Source organism: Acinetobacter sp. 479375 (genome assembly GCF_000581715.1).
Lineage (GTDB): Bacteria > Pseudomonadota > Gammaproteobacteria > Pseudomonadales > Moraxellaceae > Acinetobacter > Acinetobacter ursingii.
Genome location: NZ_JEZN01000005.1, coordinates 176,767 through 194,645, shown reverse-complemented (window position 1 = coordinate 194,645; position 17,879 = coordinate 176,767). Strand labels below are relative to the sequence as shown.

The following is a 17,879-nucleotide window of genomic DNA, read 5'->3' as shown; positions in this document are numbered from 1 at the left end:
CAATGAATCAGTCCATCGACTTAAAGAGTTTAAAAGCATCGGCCAAAGCAGGGCAATCGATTCCACATGAAAGTGCGCATTTACATGTTACAGGGCAAGCGACCTATATTGATGATTTGCCAGAGCTTGAAAATACCTTACATCTGGCAGTCGGTTTTTCCAAATGTGCCAAAGGTAAAATCACACAATTTGACTTAAACGCGGTTCGTCAGGCAGATGGTGTCTATGCCGTGTATACGGCTGATGATGTTACCATTGAAAACAATTGGGGTCCGATTGTCAAAGACGATCCGATTTTTGCCAAAGATCAGGTCGAATTTTATGGTCAGGCGTTGTTTGTGGTGGCAGCTAAAACCTATCAACAGGCACGTAGAGCAGTGCGTTTAGCCCAAATTGAATATGCTCCTGAAACCCCGATTCTAAGCATTCAAGAGGCGATTGAACAGCAGTCATGGGTACTGCCACCCGTCGATTTTAGTCATGGTGAGGTTGAGCAGGCTTTTCAAACTGCATCGCATCAACTTTCTGGTTCCATTGAACTCGGTGGACAAGAGCATTTTTATCTAGAAGGGCAGATTTCGTATGCTGTTCCTCAAGAAGATCACACGCTCAAAGTCTATTGTTCGACTCAGCATCCCACCGAAATGCAATTACTGATTTGTCATGCATTAGGTTTCAATATGCATCAGGTCAGCGTTGAGGCACGTCGTATGGGCGGTGGCTTTGGCGGTAAGGAATCGCAGTCGGCACAATGGGCGTGTATTGCCTCTCTTGCAGCACAGAAATCTGGTCGTCCATGCAAACTTCGTTTAGACCGTGATGACGATATGAGCTCGACGGGTAAACGTCATGGTTTTGTCTATGAGTGGTCGGTGGCTTTTGACGATTTAGGAGTTTTACAGGGTTTAAAAGTTCAATTGGCATCGAATTGTGGTTTCTCTGCGGATTTATCAGGTCCAGTGAATGAGCGCGCGATTTGTCATATTGGCAATGCGTATTATCTAAATGCTGTGCAACTGCGTAATTTACGTTGTAAAACCAATACCGTATCCAATACAGCCTATCGTGGTTTTGGTGGACCACAGGGCATGTTTGTCATTGAAGTGATTATTGACGACATTGCCCGTTATCTAAAATGCGATCCAGTCTTGGTGCGTCAACGTAACTTTTTTGCAGAAAAGCCTGGCAATGGTCGTGACCATATGCATTATGGCGCAGAAGTTCGAGATAATGTTGCGCCGAAAATGGTCGAAGAATTATTAGAAAGTAGCCAATATTTTAAACGAAAAAAAACTATTGATGCATTTAACCAAAACAATGCAATTATTAAACGTGGAATTGCACTGACACCACTCATGTTCGGTATTTCCTTTAATGCGGTGCATTATAACCAAGCAGGTGCACTGGTCTATGTGTATATGGATGGCACAGTTGCTATCACCCATGGTGGCACAGAAATGGGGCAGGGTTTATATACCAAAGTGCGTCAGGTGGCTGCACATGAGCTTGGTTTAGCGATTGATCAGGTGCGTTTGGTTGCAACGGATACGTCACGTGTACCGAATACTTCAGCGACCGCAGCATCAAGTGGTGCTGATTTAAATGGTAAAGCCGTACAAAATGCCTGTATCAAGATTCGTGAACGCCTAGCCAAACTTGCGGCTGAAATAAGTCAAAGCGATGTAGAAAATATTCACTTTGAAAATAATATGGTGACCACAAGTAACGGGCAATCATGGACATTTCCTGACTTGGTGAATCGCGCATATATGGCACGGGTGCAGCTTTGGGATAGTGGTTTTTATAAAACCCCTGAAATTCATTATGATCAGGTCAATCATTTAGGTCGTCCATTTTTCTACTACGCTTATGGTGCTGCCGTAAGCGAAGTGGCGATTGATACTTTGACAGGGGAAATGAAAGTATTACGAACTGATATTTTGCATGATGTCGGTCGTTCGATTAACCCAGCCATTGATATTGGTCAGATTGAAGGTGGTTTTATACAAGGCATGGGGTGGTTAACCACGGAGGAATTATACTGGCAACCGCAAGGGCCACATGCAGGACGCTTATTCACCCATGCGCCGTCGACATATAAAATCCCGACTAGCGTCGATATTCCGCATGTCTTTAATGTCAAATTGTTTGATAATCAAAACGCTGTCGATACCATTTATCGCTCTAAAGCTGTGGGTGAGCCGCCGTTTATGTTAGGGCTTTCTGTATTCTCTGCGATTCGCCAAGCCGTACAAGCTTCGATTCCAGAGGATGCACCGCTTGAGTTAAATGCGCCCGCGACAGCAGAAGAAATTCTACGTGCGATTTCAATTGGTCGAGGTCATGCGTTGCTGGATCGCCCAGAACCTAAATTGCGTTAACCATTGATCATGATGCAGCATTTACAGTGGTGGCGATACTTGGTCGAATGGCAGCAGCAAAATATTTCTGTCGTATTGGTCACTGTGCTTCGTGCAGATGGTTCGACCCCACGAGAAGTAGGGGCAACCATGCTACTTCATTTGGATCAGCAACAACAGATTCAGCAATCCGATACTATCGGTGGCGGACATTTGGAGTTTCAGGCGATCGATATTGCCAAACAAATGTTATTGAGTTCTGAATCATGCCATCAACGGATTGAACGATTCAATCTTAGTGCACGTTTAGGACAATGTTGTGGCGGAGTGATGTGGCTGTTATTTGAAAAAATAGAAGCCATTAAGGATGAAATGATTGCTTGTCAGGCTGCATGGCAAAAGGGTCAAAGTATCATCAGGACAGTGTCGGATGGTCAGGCATCCACTTGGTCGATTGCAAATGATTCATCGGCTTCATCTAACAGTGAATTTCAGCAAGATGATTCCAGATGGCAATGGATTCAAAGTATTCAACCCTATGCTATGAAAGTCATGATTTTTGGTGCAGGTCATGTGGGTGAGGCGATTGTGCGCTGTTTATTGCCGATCGGGGTACAGATCACTTGGGTGGATAATCGGGACGACATTTTTCCACGTGATTTAATGGATCAAGTCAAGTGTATCAGTACTGATGTGCCAGAAGCGGAAATTACTCATTTTGATCGATCAGGGGCAATTTTGATTTTAACCCACGATCATCAGTTAGATTTGCAATTGTGTTTTGAAGCGTTGAAACCTTCAGATCAAGCTTTTGCCTATGTCGGAATGATTGGCTCAAAAAGTAAACGGGCGATTTTTGAAAAACGCATGAGTGCACGGGGTTATCCACAAACTCAACTTGAATCTCTGGTTTGCCCGATTGGTATCGATGGGATTAGCTCCAAGCAACCTGCAATCATTGCAGTGTCAGTCGTGGCACAGTTGCTACAGGTGTTTAATATTCAGAAATGATGCAATGGAATCATTTCTGTGCGTCATATTTTGGATTCTTTTCTGCCCGTTTAAGTAAAACCAAAACCGCACCTGTACCGCCTTGATTTTCTGGTGCGCTGACAAATGCCAATACATCGCGATGCTGGCGTAACCAGCCATTCACATAGGTTTTTAAAATTGCTTCTGGTCCTTTACCATGTACAATTTTAATCACATTTTGATTTTCGGCTTTTGCTATTTGAATAATCTCAAGGACTGCTGAACGAGCCTGCTCAACGGTACAGCCATGTAAATCAACCGCTTCAAACCAGCGTAATTTACCCGCTTTTAAGTCTTCAAAGACTTTATGCTGTAAGGTCGCAATGCGATAACTCAGGCTGGCTTGACTGGCAACAGGATTTAAAATGGCTTGAGTATCTGAAATTTCGGTCATTTCAGTGTCAGCACTGCCTTCTGCCGCTGCGCGTTTCGCTAAGGTTTGTGCATCCACTTTTTTACTACGACTTAGCCTAGTATCAGCGATATTGCCATGATCAATCGGTTTTACACCTTGCAATGCTTTACTAAACAGTTGGCTGTCATCTTCTGGCTCAGTTTGCGGCCCATTGTAAATCGGCTGCTTGTTTGATGCTTGCTTATTGCTTGAAGTTTCCTGACCATTTGAGATTTGTTTTTTAAACTGTTTTAGCAAATCTTGTTGGGCTTTGGAGAGGGAAGTGTCGTGTTTGCTCATGATTGAAATAGAAAATCACAATAGAATAATATATTGCGATGATTATAGTATTAAAAGTGGAATAGATGAAAAAATCAAACTATTCAATAACAATAGAATCACTGACTTTTTAAGAGCAAGTAATTCTATTGTGATCAAAAAATCAAACCTGCTCTGGTACACCAAATAACGTAGTAAAGGCCTGATCTGGTCGAGGCTGCTTCATAAAACTTTCACCCACCAAAAATGCATGAATGTCATGATCCTGCATCATGGCGATATCGGCAGGAGTGGCGATCCCACTTTCAGTGACCAATAAACGTGACGGATCAAGTAGTTTCTTCAAACGCAAGCTGGTATTTAAATCGACCTCAAAGGTTTTAAGATTACGATTATTCACGCCCAGTAAACATTGCTCAGAAAGTTTAAGCGCACGTTCCAACTCCTCTTCATCATGCACCTCGACCAAGACATCTAAATCATATTCAAATGCAGTCTTAGACATTTCTTCAAGTTGCTGATCCGATAAACATGCCACAATCAATAAAATACAGTCTGCCTGTAAAGCACGGGCTTCAATGACATTGTAAGGATCAACCAAAAAGTCTTTGCGTAATGCAGGCAGATTGCAATTTTCACGAGCAATCGCAATATTTTCATCTGCACCCTGAAAGAAATCCACATCGGTCAGTACAGATAAACAGGCTGCACCTGCCTGTTCATATTGCGCCGCAATTTCCGCAGGATGAAAGTCAGCACGAATCACACCTTTAGAGGGCGATGCTTTTTTAATTTCAGCAATCACACCGGGACGTTTACGACGCAAAGACTGTGCAAAGCCACGAACAGGTGTTGCCTGTTTTGCCCATTCTTCTACGTCTTTTAGGCTACGTTGTTTTAAACGATCAGCCAGTTCTTCATGTTTACGATCAACGATTTTGCCCAGAATGGTATTTTGAATCTGAATCATTTGGATAACCTCAGTTGTTTGAGTATTGCTTTAATGCTTTGGTAAATTCAGACAGAATGCTCATTTTTTCTAAAGCCTGCCCACCGTAAATAATATCATGCGCCAATGCCACACCTTGTTTATAACTGGTGCTGAGTCCTGATACATAAATACCAGCCCCCGCATTGAGGGCAATCATATTTGCGGCTTTTTCACCAATTTCAGATTTTTTACGTCCCAACGCGTCTTTAATCAATTTTAGACTGGCGCTAGAGTCTTCCACTATTAAACCACTCAAAGTTTGAGAAGTGATGCCTACATCTTCAGGGTTTAAAATCCATTCGATAATTTCACCATTTTTCAACTCTGCGACATAAGTGGGAGACGCAAGGCTAATTTCATCCAGTCCATCTTTGGAATGAACCACCATGACATGTTCTGCACCAAGTTGCTTCATCACTTCTGCAATTGGGCGACACAGTTCATCTGAAAATACCCCAATCACAAAGCGTTTTACCCCAGCCGGATTCGTAAGCGGGCCGAGTAAATTGAAAATACTACGAATGCCCAGTTCACGGCGTGGACCAACCGCATATTTCATGGCTTTATGATGATTTGGCGCAAATAAAAAACCAACGCCCATCTCACGAATGCAACGTTCAGTCTGTTGCATATCTAAGTCAAGGTTAATCCCAGCTTGTTCTAATAAGTCTGATGAGCCCGATTTGCTAGATACACCACGATTGCCATGCTTGGCAATGGTGGCACCTGCCGCAGCAATCACAAAACTGGACGCAGTGGATACATTAAACAGATTTTGACCATCACCGCCTGTACCTACAATATCAACCAGATAATTGATATCACTCACGTCGATTTTAATTGCTAGATCACGCATGACACGCGCCGCAGCGGTAATTTCATCGATACTTTCGCCTTTCATGCGCAAACCCATCATCAAGGCACCGATTTGTGCTTCGGTGGCTTCGCCCTGCATGATGCTACGCATCACATCTTCCATTTGTGTTTGGGTCAGATGAATATTTTTGGTGATATGATTTAAAGCTTGTTGAATATTCATTTATGCATAAATCTCTAAAAAATTCTTGAAGATTTGGTGACCATGCTGGCTCAAAATCGATTCAGGGTGAAACTGCACACCTTCTACAGGCAATGTCTTATGTTTAACACCCATGATTTCTTCCATAGTGCCATCAGCTTGGTTAGTCCAGCAGGTCACTTCCAGACACTCAGGTAACGTTTCCTGTTCAATCACTAAAGAGTGATAACGTGTTGCTGAAAATGGCGATGGCAAATCACTAAAAATGCCTTTATCAATGTGATGCATATCGGATAAACGACCATGCATCACCGTTTTAGCACGAATAATATTGCCACCGAAAGCCTGACCGATTGCCTGATGTCCTAAACAAATACCGAGCAGGGGAATTTTGCCTGCGAAGTGATGAATGGCAGGAATGGAAATCCCTGCTTCAGTCGGAGAACAGGGGCCAGGACCGACCACCAAATACTTTGGTTGCCATCGTTCAATGTCCTCAAGAGTGACTTGGTCATTGCGAACTACTTTAACGTCTTGATTTAACTCGCCAAAATATTGGACGATGTTGTACGTAAAAGAGTCGTAATTGTCGATCATGAGCAACATTGTAATTGCAACCTATTGAAAATTAATTAGATATTAAATTATTGGCTTAAGGTTGACCGTTTGGTAACCCATTTGAGTAACTCTATCCAAAATTAAGCCGCTAAATTAAGCGGTTACTTTATCAGAATTTGTATTATTTGTGATGATCTTATTCATGTATCTATCAAGCTTGTATGGTGTTTGACTGGATTTAAGCGTCAATCATTTCATCAAAACCAACTCTTAGACTTGCTAAAGAATGGAGAATATTTAGCCATAGAAAAGCACCCTCCAAGTTAGACTGAATGTGTCCAACTTTCGGGGTGCAATTCAAAACTTAGGCGGTTTTCTTAGAAAAAATAAAAAATTATTTTTCTACGCCTGCTGGTTGGCCTGCAAGTTTTGCATTGGCATAATCCCAGTTTACAAGGCTTTCAAGGAAAGTAGAGATGTATTTTGGACGTGCATTGCGGTAGTCGATATAGTAAGCATGTTCCCAAACGTCAATCGTCAACACAGCAACTTGACCATGTGCAAGTGGAGTATCAGCATTTGAAGTTTTAGTAATCGAAAGTTTACCATTCACTTCATCAGCCACTAACCATGCCCAACCAGAACCGAATTGAGTCGTTGCTGCATTAGCAAATTCTTCAGCAAATTTTTCGTAAGAACCAAATGCTTCATCAATTTTAGCTGCGATTGCGCCAGTTGGTTTACCGCCGCCATTTGGCGCAATTGAGTTCCAGTAAAAAGTATGGTTCCAAACTTGAGCAGCATTATTAAAGATACCTGCTTTAGATGCATCACCCGCAGCAGCTTGGATGATTTCTTCTAAAGTTTTACCTTCAAGATCAGTACCTTTGATCAAGTTATTTAAATTAGTCACATAAGTTTGATGATGCTTGTCATGGTGAAATTCTAAAGTTTCTTTAGAAATATGTGGCTCAAGTGCATCGTAAGCATAAGGTAATGCAGGTAAAGTAATGGTTGTCATGTTCCAATTCCTTGCGTTAGCTGGGTAATAGAATTAAGTGGCTTCATTGTAAATGATTATTTATGCAAAAGGTGATTGTTTTAAATAACAATACACAATAAAGCCTTAATTAATACGTATATATAAATACCTGTAATAAATACGTCTTAAATCGGATTATTCAACTCAAGATAATGGTGTTCGAGTGAAAATTGGTCGGATAACACTTTTGCCAAACGTTGTACCCCATACCGCTCAGTTGCATGATGCCCACAAGCAAAATAATGCACATTCAGTTCTTGAGCTTCATAAAAAGTCCTTTCGCTGACTTCTCCAGAGATATAGGCATCACAGTCCTGTAGCGCTGCCTTTTTAATAAAGTCTTGTGCACCGCCTGTACAAAAACCAACCTTTTGAATATTGGATTTTCGTGCAGCTAAATGAACGATATTAAAATCAAAAATCTGTTGTAATTTATTTTTAAATTCTTCAGGGGTGAGGACGTTTTTTAAGTAACCAATATTTCCAATAGGATGCCGTTCGCTGCTATCTAATGCTTCTATTTCATGTAATCCTAAAAGCTCAGCAATTGCAGCGTTATTACCCAAAGCAGGATGAGCATCTAAAGGAAGATGATAAGCCACTAAAGAAATATCATTTTGAATCAGTTTTTTAATTCGATTGCCACGCATTCCTGTGATCGGGTAGGGTTCGCCTTTCCAGAAATAGCCATGATGAACTAAGAGTAAATCTGCACCAAGCTCAATAGCCGCATCAATTGCGGTTTCTGAAGCAGTCACCGCAGAAACAATGCGTTTGACCTCTTGTTTTCCCTCGATTTGCAAGCCGTTGGGTGCATAATCTTTAAACTCCGCACTTTGTAGGGTTTGGTCGCACCACTTTATAATGTCATCTAAATTTGCCATGAATCACTTGACTCTGAATCTATTTAACCAAGTTCATCAAAACATATTTTTAATAGTAACTAAAGCTAGACAAATCTTTTTTATGTTTTTCAGTTATCCATAAACTTATGCTTTACAATGAGTAAACTCTTTTTTCTTCAATAAATTAAATCAAACTTAGAGGGTGTAAACGTGCGTCGTGCTTTTACATGGTTACCGTGGGTACTTCTCATCATTGTCATTATTAGTTTTCTTTCATGGCAAAAGCTTAATCAGCCGAAAGCGCCTATTGCTGCTGATGGGGTCAAAATGCCTGCTGAAAATGTCAAACCTTTAATTGATACTTCACGTGCAGGTGGCGTCGTTTCTTATAGTGCGGCTGTGAAAGTCGCTGCCCCAGCAGTGGTCAATATTTTTACGACCCAAAAAATAAAGCAAGCGGCAAATCCTTTGTTGAATGATCCCGTTTTTCGTGAGTTTTTTGGCAATCAATTGCCACAGCAACCGAATCAGGAAAATGAAAATAGTTTAGGGTCTGGTGTGATTGTCCGTCCTGATGGTTATATTTTAACGAATAATCATGTGATTGCACAGGCGGATCAAATTGTCGTTGGATTGAATGACGGTCGTCGTGCAGTTGCTAAAGTGATTGGTACTGATCCAGATACAGATTTAGCCGTAATTAAAATTGATCTGGATAAACTCCCTGTTTTACCGTTTAAACTCAGTGGTAATGAAGTCGGTGATGTGGTTCTCGCCATTGGTAATCCATTTGGAGTCGGACAAACAGTGACTCAAGGTATTATTTCTGCGACAGGTCGTTCAGATTTGGGCATTAATACTTATGAAGATTTTATTCAAACTGATGCAGCGATCAATCCAGGTAATTCTGGCGGGGCATTGATTGATGTCGCAGGCAATTTGATTGGGGTCAATACCGCAATTTTCTCTCAATCTGGTGGCTCTCTCGGGATTGGATTTGCGATTCCTGCGCAGGTATGTCAGCAAGTACTCAATTCGATTTTAAAAGATGGTCGTGTGATTCGGGGTTGGTTGGGTATTAGTCTGGTTGCACCCAATCAGGATCAGGATGATGTTTTAGCCCCACGTCAAACAGGTGTGGTGGTTGCTGATGTATTGCGCGGTGGGCCTTCGGATCAGGCAGGCGTGAAAGTAGGTGATAAAATTTTAAAAGTGAATGACGAAGTGATTAATTCGGCATCGCATTTAATTAATTATGTGGCTTTACAAGCACCAAATACGACCGTGAAACTTGAAGTAGAACGTAACGGTCAAACTGCAACTCTTGATGTTACAGTGGGTGAGCGTAAAAACCAAAATCAAAGTTCACAGTATATTCCACTACCAAAACGATAAATTTTTCAGCAGATAACAAAAACAAGCCTCATGATGAGGCTTGTTTTTTTATAAATCATTTTATTTTTTTCGACGTCTAAATACAGGATGTAAAACAGCAGCTTCTTCTACCGCAGCTTCATTTTCTAGATCCTCATTTTTTGCCTTTTTCTTCTTTTTTTTCTTTTTCTTGGGTTCGTCCTCGACCTCGTCACCATCTTCAATGGCTTGCCAGTATTCGAGTTGTTCCATGACTGCCGCGTAAATAGAGCCTTTGCTATAGTGACCTTTTTTATCCAATACGCCTACAGGTCGTGCCATCAATATTTCTAAAGCCTGATCAATGGTTTCAATGGCATGAACATGAAACTGACCTGCTTCAACAGCTTCAATCACATCCTGACGTAACATCAAATGCTGCATATTTTGACGTGGGATGATGACACCTTGTTTACCCGTTAAACCTTGTAATTTACACGCATCATAGAAGCCTTCAATTTTGGCATTGACGCCACCAATCGGTTGAACCTGACCCAATTGATTCATCGAACCTGTAATCGCCCATGATTGATCAATTGGAATTTGGCTAATCGCAGAAATTAAGGCCGAAAGTTCTGCAACTGTTGCACTGTCACCATCGACTTGTCCATAGCTTTGTTCAAACGCCAGTGCCGCAGAAAAATGTAAAATTTGCGAACGACCAAAATGCGCTTTTAGAAAACTCGACATGAGCAGGACGCCTTTGGCATGCAATGATCCACCTAATTCGACACTACGTTCAATATCCAGAATATCACCACCGCCTTGATAAACTGAGGCGGTTAATCTTGAAGGCAAACCAAACTCGACATCTGCATAATGAATGACAGACAACGCATTAATCTGCCCCAGACGATGACCTTGTGTTTCAATCAACTGGGTGCCACGGGATAAATCTTGCCAGTATAGTTCACGTAAATAACCTAGACGGTATTGACGATGATGTAAGGCTTGATTGACATGTTTGTCCGAAACAGTTTTGTCACCTGCGGTAAAGGCATGATGATGGGCTTCACGAATCAAATCACCCAATGTCGATGCGTGTAAAGACAATGAGCTTTGGTCTTCAGCCTGACGGCTTGAATCGGTTAAGAGTGCAGACAATGCTGAACGATCAAAAGGTAATAGCTTGTCTACCTGTACATAATCGGCAATAAGTTGCATATAAGCCTGCTCATTACTGTCATTACGTTGTAATGTATCAGTGAAGTCAGCTCGAATTTTGAATACACTTCCGAGTTCAGGTTCAACTTCTAAAATTTCATAATAAATTTCAGGTTCTGCCAACAATACCACTTTTATTTCTAAAGGAATTGCCGCAGGTTCAATGGAAATACTCCCCGTTAAGGTCAGCATATGTTCAAGTGAAGAAAGTTTGAGTTGTCCGGACTTCAGTGCACGTTTCAGCCCTTGCCAAGCATAGGGTTGTTCAAGTAACTGTTCAGCTTCCAGCATCAAAAAACCACCAATGGCTTTGTGCAGTGAACCAGGGCGAATTAAGGTGAAATCTGTGGTGATCGTCCCATTTTGAGTTAACTGCTCGACGTGCCCAAGCAAATTATAATGAGTTGGGAAGTCTTCAAAAATTACAGGTGCGCCAGCGTTTGGCTTATTGCTAACAATAGCATTGGCCTGATAGCGCGCAGGAACTCGATTAAACAGTGCAGGGGAAAAGTCATCTTCTTCCTGCGCCAAAATCGTTTCAACATTTTGAATAATATCTTCAGCATAGCGCTGTAAAAAATCGTCTAGACCCGCGACGCTCTGATTTTTTTTGATCAATAAATCAATTCGCGGTAGAACCACTTGTTTGGCAATATCACGATTGAGCTCAGATACCTGATCTCGCGCATCGTCTTCTAGATCACCCAAATGCAATCCTAGACGTTCCAGCTTTTTATCCATATAGCGCATATTGGATGCGATTTCAGCGCGCTGCTTGGTCGTGAGGGCATTGATTTCATTCTGAGTCATTTCCTGAACTTGATCATCTTTGACATGTACAGGTACAAAGCAATGTTCTTCATTGCGTGAAATCAGTTTTAGATCCAGCGTTTCGCCTTCTTTGGTCAACTCAACCAATGCTTCTTGCTGTTCATCACCTGTTTCCTGACGAATCTGTTCAATACGATTGTGATAGGTTTCGGCGGTGAAACGTCGTTCAAGTTGTTTTAAAATGGTTTGCCAAGCTTGATGCAAGGCATTTTGAAATTTTGGCCCTTGACCTGCTGGAAATCTTAAAGCGAGTGGTTGGCGTGGATTTTTAAAGTTATTCACATACACCCAGTCATCGGGTGTCGGCATATTTTTGGCATGTTGTTGCAGCAAACGCTTGATCATGGTGCGTTTGCCTAAACCCGCGGTACCTACGGCAAAAATATTATAGCCTGAGTAAGGTAGTGAGATACCTGCCTCTACAGAGGCACGGGCACGATCTTGGCCCAGAAAATTATTCAGCGGTTTAATCCGTCGTGTAGACGATGGAATTTTGTCCAGATTGGTAATATGAGTCAGTTGTTCAGCTTTTAATGTGGTCTTTTCTAATGTCGTTTGAATCTCTGCTCGTTCAAATGCCGATGGTAGATTATTGCTTTTTAGAGTTGTCGCTGTGGTTGAAGTTGAAGATAATGTTGAAGCCATTTGATCGTGTCTTTGGGTCACAGGTGAAATCCAAAAAATAAACTAGAGGTAAGATTTAAAGGTATACAGGTTTAGGGCAAAATATCAAGCTTCACAGCATTTTTTCTCAATTTAAATGACAAGCTTTTCACAAACAATATTGAAAGCTTGGACATAACACGATTGAATAGGCTGTTTTATAAAATCTTTGGAAAATAATAACCGAATGACCACTCAAACTACTGGATGGAAAGCTGCTTTTACCGCTTTTCTTGATCGCCGTGCCCTGATTATGTTGTTTCTGGGATTTTCTGCGGGTATTCCCATTCTGCTCATTTTTTCAAGTCTATCTTTATGGCTTGGGGAAGCAGGCATTGATAAAAGCGCAGTGACATTTTTTAGCTGGGCGGCACTTGGTTATTCGTTTAAATTTGTATGGGCACCATTGATTGATGAACTGCCAGTTCCTGTTTTGACCAAAACTTTAGGTCGCCGTCGTGCGTGGTTGCTGATTGCACAGTTACTCATTATCGTGGCGATTTGTATCATGGCTTTTTCTGATCCATCGCTCGGTCAGAGTTATTTGATTCAGATGGCGGTAGGAGCGGTGTTACTGGGTTTTTCCGCAGCGACTCAGGATATTGTGATTGATGCATATCGGATTGAGCTTGCTGAAACGCAAATGCAGACAGTTTTAGCATCGACCTATAATGCAGGTTATCGCATTGGCATGATCGTGGCAGGTGCAGGGGCTTTGTTTTTAGCGGCTTATCTTGGAACATCCAAAGGTAACTATATCTATGAAGCCTGGAAATATACCTATTTAACCATGGCGGCCGTGATGCTGGTGGGTATCATTACCACGCTTGTGGTACGTGAACCACAGGTCAATCGAGTGTATAAAAACTATAAACGTAGTGATTATTATCGTTTGGTGTTTGTATTTTTTGTGGCAGTAGCAACTTTTGTTGTGACTTATATTTATTCGGGCAAAGTTACCGATCTACTCGCAAGTGCTGCCAATGTTACGGATACTGCTGCTTTATTTGGTTTGGAAGCTTTACGCTTTTTAACGGCTGCTGCCTGTGCTTTATTGATTGGTTATTTACTGGTACATGCTGGTGTGGTGAACAAGCAAATGGCCTTGGAAACATGGGTCGCACCAGTACTGGATTTCTTTAAACGCTATGGGGTCAAACTGGCATTAGTGCTGTTACTTTTAATTGGTTTTTATCGAATTTCGGACATTATTGCGGGTGTCATTTCCAATGTTTTTTATCAAGACTTAAACTTTAGTAAAGAACAAATTGCGGAAGCAGTGAAAGTTTACGGCGTTATTTTTAGTTTGATTGGTGGTTTTCTGGGTGGATTGCTTGCCCAGCGCATGAATATTATGAAGCTGATGTTCGTCGGCGCAGTCCTCGCCAGTTCGACCAATCTGATTTTTATCGGTTTGGTGAAATCGGGTGAGCCTTTGGCAGATGTCCAGATTCAGGTTGGATCGCATCAGTACACGGCACACCCTGATGAAGTCGGTTACTTTAAGCTTTCGATTCCAAATCAAGCTTTATTAGAGAGTCAGCATATCACTGTTCAAAGTCAGTTCGCACACGGTCAGTCAGATTCAGCGTCTGTCGATTTACCTTATTTAACGGCTAAGGTGGGTCAGCCACAAATTCAGATTTTACCGATTACCAGTGATAATCAATTATCAGCAGAAGAACTTAAACAAAGTGTGGTGGTCAAAGGTCAAGTTTCTGGACTCAATGCCAGTCAGTTAAGTACAGATCAACCGATTATGTTCAAGCTAGATGGAAAAAGCTTTAAGGCAAAACTTGATTCCACAGGTACTTTTAGTGGGATTATCGATCAGCAAGCCTTAAAAAACTCAGCAACTAAACTGATTTCTGTAGAAGCAATTTCACCTCAAGGTCAGGCTTTGATTCATAGTCAACGTCATTATTCTTTACTTGATTCAAGTCAGTCACGCACTTTGGATATTGATCTCGATCCAATCGTGCCAGTTCAGTTGGATTCAAAAGCAAGTACAGAACTAAAAGGCAAGGTGATTAAGCCGTATAGCTCGCAGTGGCTTTATTTTGCGATTATTGTCGATAATATGGCTTCAGGACTTGCAGGTGCAGCATTCATTGCATTTTTATCTAGTTTGACTAGTGTTTCGTTTACCGCTGTTCAATATGCAATTTTTAGCTCGTTGATGACTCTAACCCCTAAATTATTAGGAGGTTATTCGGGTACGATTGTGACCCATATCGGTTATCCAAAATTTTTCCTCATGACCACGCTGATTGGAATTCCGATTTTAATTTTAGTGGTATGGGTAGCCAAACTGTTGAGAGAGCACCAAGCGCTTGAATCAGAAAAGATAAACCCATAAGGCTCAGGGTTTTTATGTGAGTTAATTTAAATCTAAAGGAATAGATGTCTTTCATCATTGTTTAAACCCTCTTTATTTTTCTTCGATAGGTAGAAATAAAAGGAACTGATGAAAGAAGTCTGATGGATTAACTTAAAGTTTAAAGTGTCCAATTAGATTGAAAATGCATATAATTACCCATTGTATGTCTTTGATTTAAAAGTTAAGTTTTTAAATAAATACTGAACATTTCATTTGAAAACTGGTTTTATCAAGTTAGCTCGGTAACATGAATATTTACTTACTGGTAAATTTCATTTATCGGGCTTTGTTATAAATGACTTAGGGATGTCATGCGATGTTGAAATTACTGGCGTTTGATCGTTTTACCATTTTATTGATTCTGATGGTGATTCTGGCAAGTATTATTCCTGTATCGGGACATGCCGCCAGTATTTTTGAAATGGTAACTAATGTTGCGATTGCCATTTTATTTTTTTTACATGGCGCCAAACTGTCAAGAGAAGCCATAGTCGAAGGGGTCATGCACTGGCGACTGCATTTACTGGTTTTTGCTTTTACCTTTGTGCTATTTCCAATTCTGGGCTTGATGGCTAAACCGTTTTTACTGCCGATATTGGGACAAGAGCTTTACTGGGGCTTTTTGTTTATGTGTTTTTTACCATCGACGGTTCAGTCTTCGATTGCATTTACTTCAGTTGCCAAAGGTAATGTTGCAGCGGCAGTATGCAGTGCTTCATTTTCAAATTTGATTGGTATGTTCATCACCCCTATATTGGTCAGTTTTTTTATTTTTGGTCAGTCGAAACATAATTACGATCCAACTGCATCGATCATACAGATCACGTTGTTATTATTGGTTCCCTTTATTTTGGGGCAAGTGCATCGCTCGTGGATCTTTCCATACATGAAAAAAGTGCCGGGCATTGTAAAGGCGTTTGATCAGGGCACCATTTTGATGGTGGTGTATGGCGCTTTTAGTAGTGCTGTGGTTGCGGGTTTATGGCATCAGGTGAACTTACTTACCTTGTTCTATTTGGTATTGGCGTGTTCTATTTTACTCACCATTATTATGCTTTTAGGATTATTTGTACCTGTTTGGCTTGGTTTTAATCGAGCAGATCAAATTACGATTTTCTTCTGTGGATCGAAAAAAACATTGGCCAGTGGCGTACCGATGGCACAAATTCTTTTTAGCGGACAGCCTTTGGGTATGATTGTTTTACCTATTATGATCTTTCATCAGATTCAGTTAATGGTGTGTGGGGTGATTGCAAATTACTGGTCGAAAAAACATGAACCAGTCGTATCAAAAGACAAAACGGCGCTGGAATAATTCGCTATCTGCTATTTTTTAGCGTATAATCATGCCCACTTGTTGTGCTTAGCTCTGACGGATTCGTCTCGGTGGGCCAAGAGAAATGGTCTGTTGTGGTGTTGATCTGCTGCGTTGTCTATTTTTAGTTGACCAGCCTTTCCTTGATTTATAATTCATTTGAATTGAAAGTCGAGAGTGATCAATTGCGATAACAGCTTAAGCCTTTCTTCAATTAGGAGTCATCGACCATGCGCGCCGATATTCACCCAAAATACGAAACATTAGTTGCAACTTGCTCTTGCGGTAACGTGATTGAAACTCGTTCTGCTCTAGGTAAAGAAACTCTTTATCTTGACGTATGTTCAGCTTGCCACCCATTCTATACTGGTAAACAGAAGAATGTAGACACTGGTGGTCGTATCGACAAATTCAAACAACGTTTTGCTGGTATGTCACGTTCTATCAAACGTTAATACGAGAAAATCTAAAACCAAGTATTTATCTGGTTTTAGTTCTCACAAAAAGAACCGCAATTTGCGGTTCTTTTTTTATGTCATTTTTAGCTCATAACCCTAGATTTCTTTCATCCGTCTTTTTTATTTCTGCTTAAGAGAGAAAAATAAAAAGGGTTTAAATCATGATGAAAGAAATCTTATCATATTTGATTATTCGTCTGGATAAGCCACTTTTTTCAATGCCTTGATATCTGCTTCAGGTGAGCACAGCGAAATAAACTCATACCCGTAGCCACGCAGCAAATGACCTTTACGTACAGCAATCCATGTGGTGTTTAATCCAAAAATATCCATTTTAATTTGTTTCAAACGATAATCCCGCTCGCGGTCATAGGCGACATCATTGACAATTCCTACTCCCATGCCAAGCTCAACATAAGTTTTAATCACGTCGGCATCCAGTGCTGACATGACTAGATCAACATCGATTCCTGCATCTTCAAAAGCTTTGTCGATTTTGGAGCGACCTGTAAATCCACCATGATAGGTAATAATTGGAAAGTTAGCTAAAGCTTCCAGTGAAATTTTTGTTTCATGAGCAAGTGGATGATTTTGGGGAACAATAATACTGTGTTCCCATTGGTAATAAGGCACACTGGCTAGATTTTCTTCGGTAGTCAAAGATTCCGTTGCAATGCCAATATCAGCTTCGCCTTGCAGCAGCATTTCAGAAATTTCTGTCGGACTCGCTTGTTGTAAAACTAAATGTACTTTTGGAAAAAGTTTTTTAAATTGATTTACAATGGGTGGAAGCACATAACGTGCCTGAGTATGCGTGGTGGCAATCGTCAACGTACCTTCATCGACTTTATTAAAATCATCGGCCAGACGTTTAATATTTTCAGCATCTACTAGCATTCTTTCTACTATACCCAATAGTGACTGACCGGGTTCGGTTAAACCCAGTAAACGCTTACCTTTGCGAATGAAAAGCTGAACACCCAGTTCATCCTCTAAATCCTTAATATGCTTACTCACCCCTGATTGCGAGGTGTAAAGCGCTGCCGAAGCTTCGGTCAAATTAAAGTTTTGACGAACCGTTTCTCGTATGATTCTTAATTGTTGAAAATTCATAATCTTTTATCTCTCTTTTGAGG

The 17,879-nt window shown here is 41.0% G+C and carries 14 protein-coding genes; 6 read left to right on the top strand and 8 right to left on the bottom strand.

Features of this window, described 5'->3' with window-relative positions:
* Positions 1 to 2: 2 nt before the first annotated feature.
* Positions 3 to 2,381, top strand: a complete 2,379-nt coding sequence (gene xdhB / locus J500_RS06670) for a xanthine dehydrogenase molybdopterin binding subunit (RefSeq protein ID WP_034698827.1) — start codon at positions 3 to 5, stop codon at positions 2,379 to 2,381.
* Positions 2,382 to 2,393: 12 nt separating this feature from the next.
* The gene (xdhC, locus tag J500_RS06665) at positions 2,394 to 3,371 is read left to right on the top strand and encodes a xanthine dehydrogenase accessory protein XdhC (RefSeq protein WP_171063842.1); all 978 of its coding nucleotides are present in this window, start codon (positions 2,394 to 2,396) and stop codon (positions 3,369 to 3,371) included.
* 10 nt (positions 3,372 to 3,381) lie between these two features.
* Here the strand turns inward: xdhC and J500_RS06660 are convergent, their stop codons facing one another.
* The 6 genes from J500_RS06660 to J500_RS06635 form a co-directional block, all read right to left on the bottom strand.
* A complete protein-coding gene (locus tag J500_RS06660) occupies positions 3,382 to 4,086 on the bottom strand; it encodes a Smr/MutS family protein (RefSeq protein WP_004998495.1) in 705 nt (234 codons plus the stop codon).
* Between the two features lie 142 nt (positions 4,087 to 4,228).
* Positions 4,229 to 5,035, bottom strand: a complete 807-nt coding sequence (trpC, locus tag J500_RS06655) for an indole-3-glycerol phosphate synthase TrpC (protein ID WP_034698822.1) — start codon at positions 5,033 to 5,035, stop codon at positions 4,229 to 4,231.
* Between the two features lie 10 nt (positions 5,036 to 5,045).
* Positions 5,046 to 6,095, bottom strand: a complete 1,050-nt coding sequence (gene trpD, locus J500_RS06650) for an anthranilate phosphoribosyltransferase (protein WP_004998489.1) — start codon at positions 6,093 to 6,095, stop codon at positions 5,046 to 5,048.
* On the bottom strand, positions 6,096 to 6,680 hold the full coding sequence (locus J500_RS06645; protein WP_004998487.1) for an anthranilate synthase component II: 585 nt from the start codon (positions 6,678 to 6,680) through the stop codon (positions 6,096 to 6,098).
* Between the two features lie 346 nt (positions 6,681 to 7,026).
* Positions 7,027 to 7,653, bottom strand: coding sequence for a superoxide dismutase (locus tag J500_RS06640; protein ID WP_004989896.1), 627 nt, complete (start codon positions 7,651 to 7,653; stop codon positions 7,027 to 7,029).
* A 146-nt stretch (positions 7,654 to 7,799) separates the two neighbouring features.
* A complete protein-coding gene (locus tag J500_RS06635; RefSeq protein WP_004998485.1) occupies positions 7,800 to 8,558 on the bottom strand; it encodes a Nif3-like dinuclear metal center hexameric protein in 759 nt (252 codons plus the stop codon).
* A gap of 171 nt (positions 8,559 to 8,729) precedes the next feature.
* On the opposite strand from J500_RS06635, the gene J500_RS06630 reads away from it, so the two are divergent.
* Entirely contained in the window at positions 8,730 to 9,914 is a 1,185-nt protein-coding gene (locus tag J500_RS06630; RefSeq protein ID WP_004998484.1) for a trypsin-like peptidase domain-containing protein, read from the top strand.
* A 60-nt stretch (positions 9,915 to 9,974) separates the two neighbouring features.
* Here J500_RS06630 and J500_RS06625 read toward each other — a convergent pair whose 3' ends face one another.
* Entirely contained in the window at positions 9,975 to 12,572 is a 2,598-nt protein-coding gene (locus J500_RS06625) for a Lon protease family protein (protein WP_275890001.1), read from the bottom strand.
* 187 nt (positions 12,573 to 12,759) lie between these two features.
* On the opposite strand from J500_RS06625, the gene J500_RS06620 reads away from it, so the two are divergent.
* The 3 genes from J500_RS06620 (at position 12,760) to rpmE (ending at position 16,740) form a co-directional block, all read left to right on the top strand.
* Positions 12,760 to 14,949, top strand: coding sequence for an AmpG family muropeptide MFS transporter (locus J500_RS06620; protein WP_373866484.1), 2,190 nt, complete (start codon positions 12,760 to 12,762; stop codon positions 14,947 to 14,949).
* A 337-nt stretch (positions 14,950 to 15,286) separates the two neighbouring features.
* Positions 15,287 to 16,285, top strand: coding sequence for a bile acid:sodium symporter family protein (locus J500_RS06615; protein WP_004998481.1), 999 nt, complete (start codon positions 15,287 to 15,289; stop codon positions 16,283 to 16,285).
* A 230-nt stretch (positions 16,286 to 16,515) separates the two neighbouring features.
* Positions 16,516 to 16,740: a 50S ribosomal protein L31 gene (gene rpmE / locus J500_RS06610; RefSeq protein WP_004989885.1), complete on the top strand. Its 225-nt coding sequence runs from the start codon at positions 16,516 to 16,518 to the stop codon at positions 16,738 to 16,740.
* Between the two features lie 192 nt (positions 16,741 to 16,932).
* Here the strand turns inward: rpmE and J500_RS06605 are convergent, their stop codons facing one another.
* The gene (locus tag J500_RS06605) at positions 16,933 to 17,856 is read right to left on the bottom strand and encodes a CysB family HTH-type transcriptional regulator (RefSeq protein WP_034698819.1); all 924 of its coding nucleotides are present in this window, start codon (positions 17,854 to 17,856) and stop codon (positions 16,933 to 16,935) included.
* Between the last annotated feature and the right edge of the window lie 23 nt (positions 17,857 to 17,879).

Coding starts and splice junctions, on each gene's coding strand:
- J500_RS06640 (WP_004989896.1), bottom strand. CDS start 7,653: ATGACAACCATTACTTTACCTGCATTACCTTATGCTTACGATGCACTT.
- xdhC (WP_171063842.1), top strand. CDS start 2,394: ATGCAGCATTTACAGTGGTGGCGATACTTGGTCGAATGGCAGCAGCAA.
- J500_RS06625 (WP_275890001.1), bottom strand. CDS start 12,572: ATGGCTTCAACATTATCTTCAACTTCAACCACAGCGACAACTCTAAAA.
- J500_RS06645 (WP_004998487.1), bottom strand. CDS start 6,680: ATGTTGCTCATGATCGACAATTACGACTCTTTTACGTACAACATCGTC.
- trpD (WP_004998489.1), bottom strand. CDS start 6,095: ATGAATATTCAACAAGCTTTAAATCATATCACCAAAAATATTCATCTG.
- J500_RS06635 (WP_004998485.1), bottom strand. CDS start 8,558: ATGGCAAATTTAGATGACATTATAAAGTGGTGCGACCAAACCCTACAA.
- xdhB (WP_034698827.1), top strand. CDS start 3: ATGAATCAGTCCATCGACTTAAAGAGTTTAAAAGCATCGGCCAAAGCA.
- J500_RS06615 (WP_004998481.1), top strand. CDS start 15,287: ATGTTGAAATTACTGGCGTTTGATCGTTTTACCATTTTATTGATTCTG.
- J500_RS06605 (WP_034698819.1), bottom strand. CDS start 17,856: ATGAATTTTCAACAATTAAGAATCATACGAGAAACGGTTCGTCAAAAC.
- rpmE (WP_004989885.1), top strand. CDS start 16,516: ATGCGCGCCGATATTCACCCAAAATACGAAACATTAGTTGCAACTTGC.
- J500_RS06660 (WP_004998495.1), bottom strand. CDS start 4,086: ATGAGCAAACACGACACTTCCCTCTCCAAAGCCCAACAAGATTTGCTA.
- trpC (WP_034698822.1), bottom strand. CDS start 5,035: ATGATTCAGATTCAAAATACCATTCTGGGCAAAATCGTTGATCGTAAA.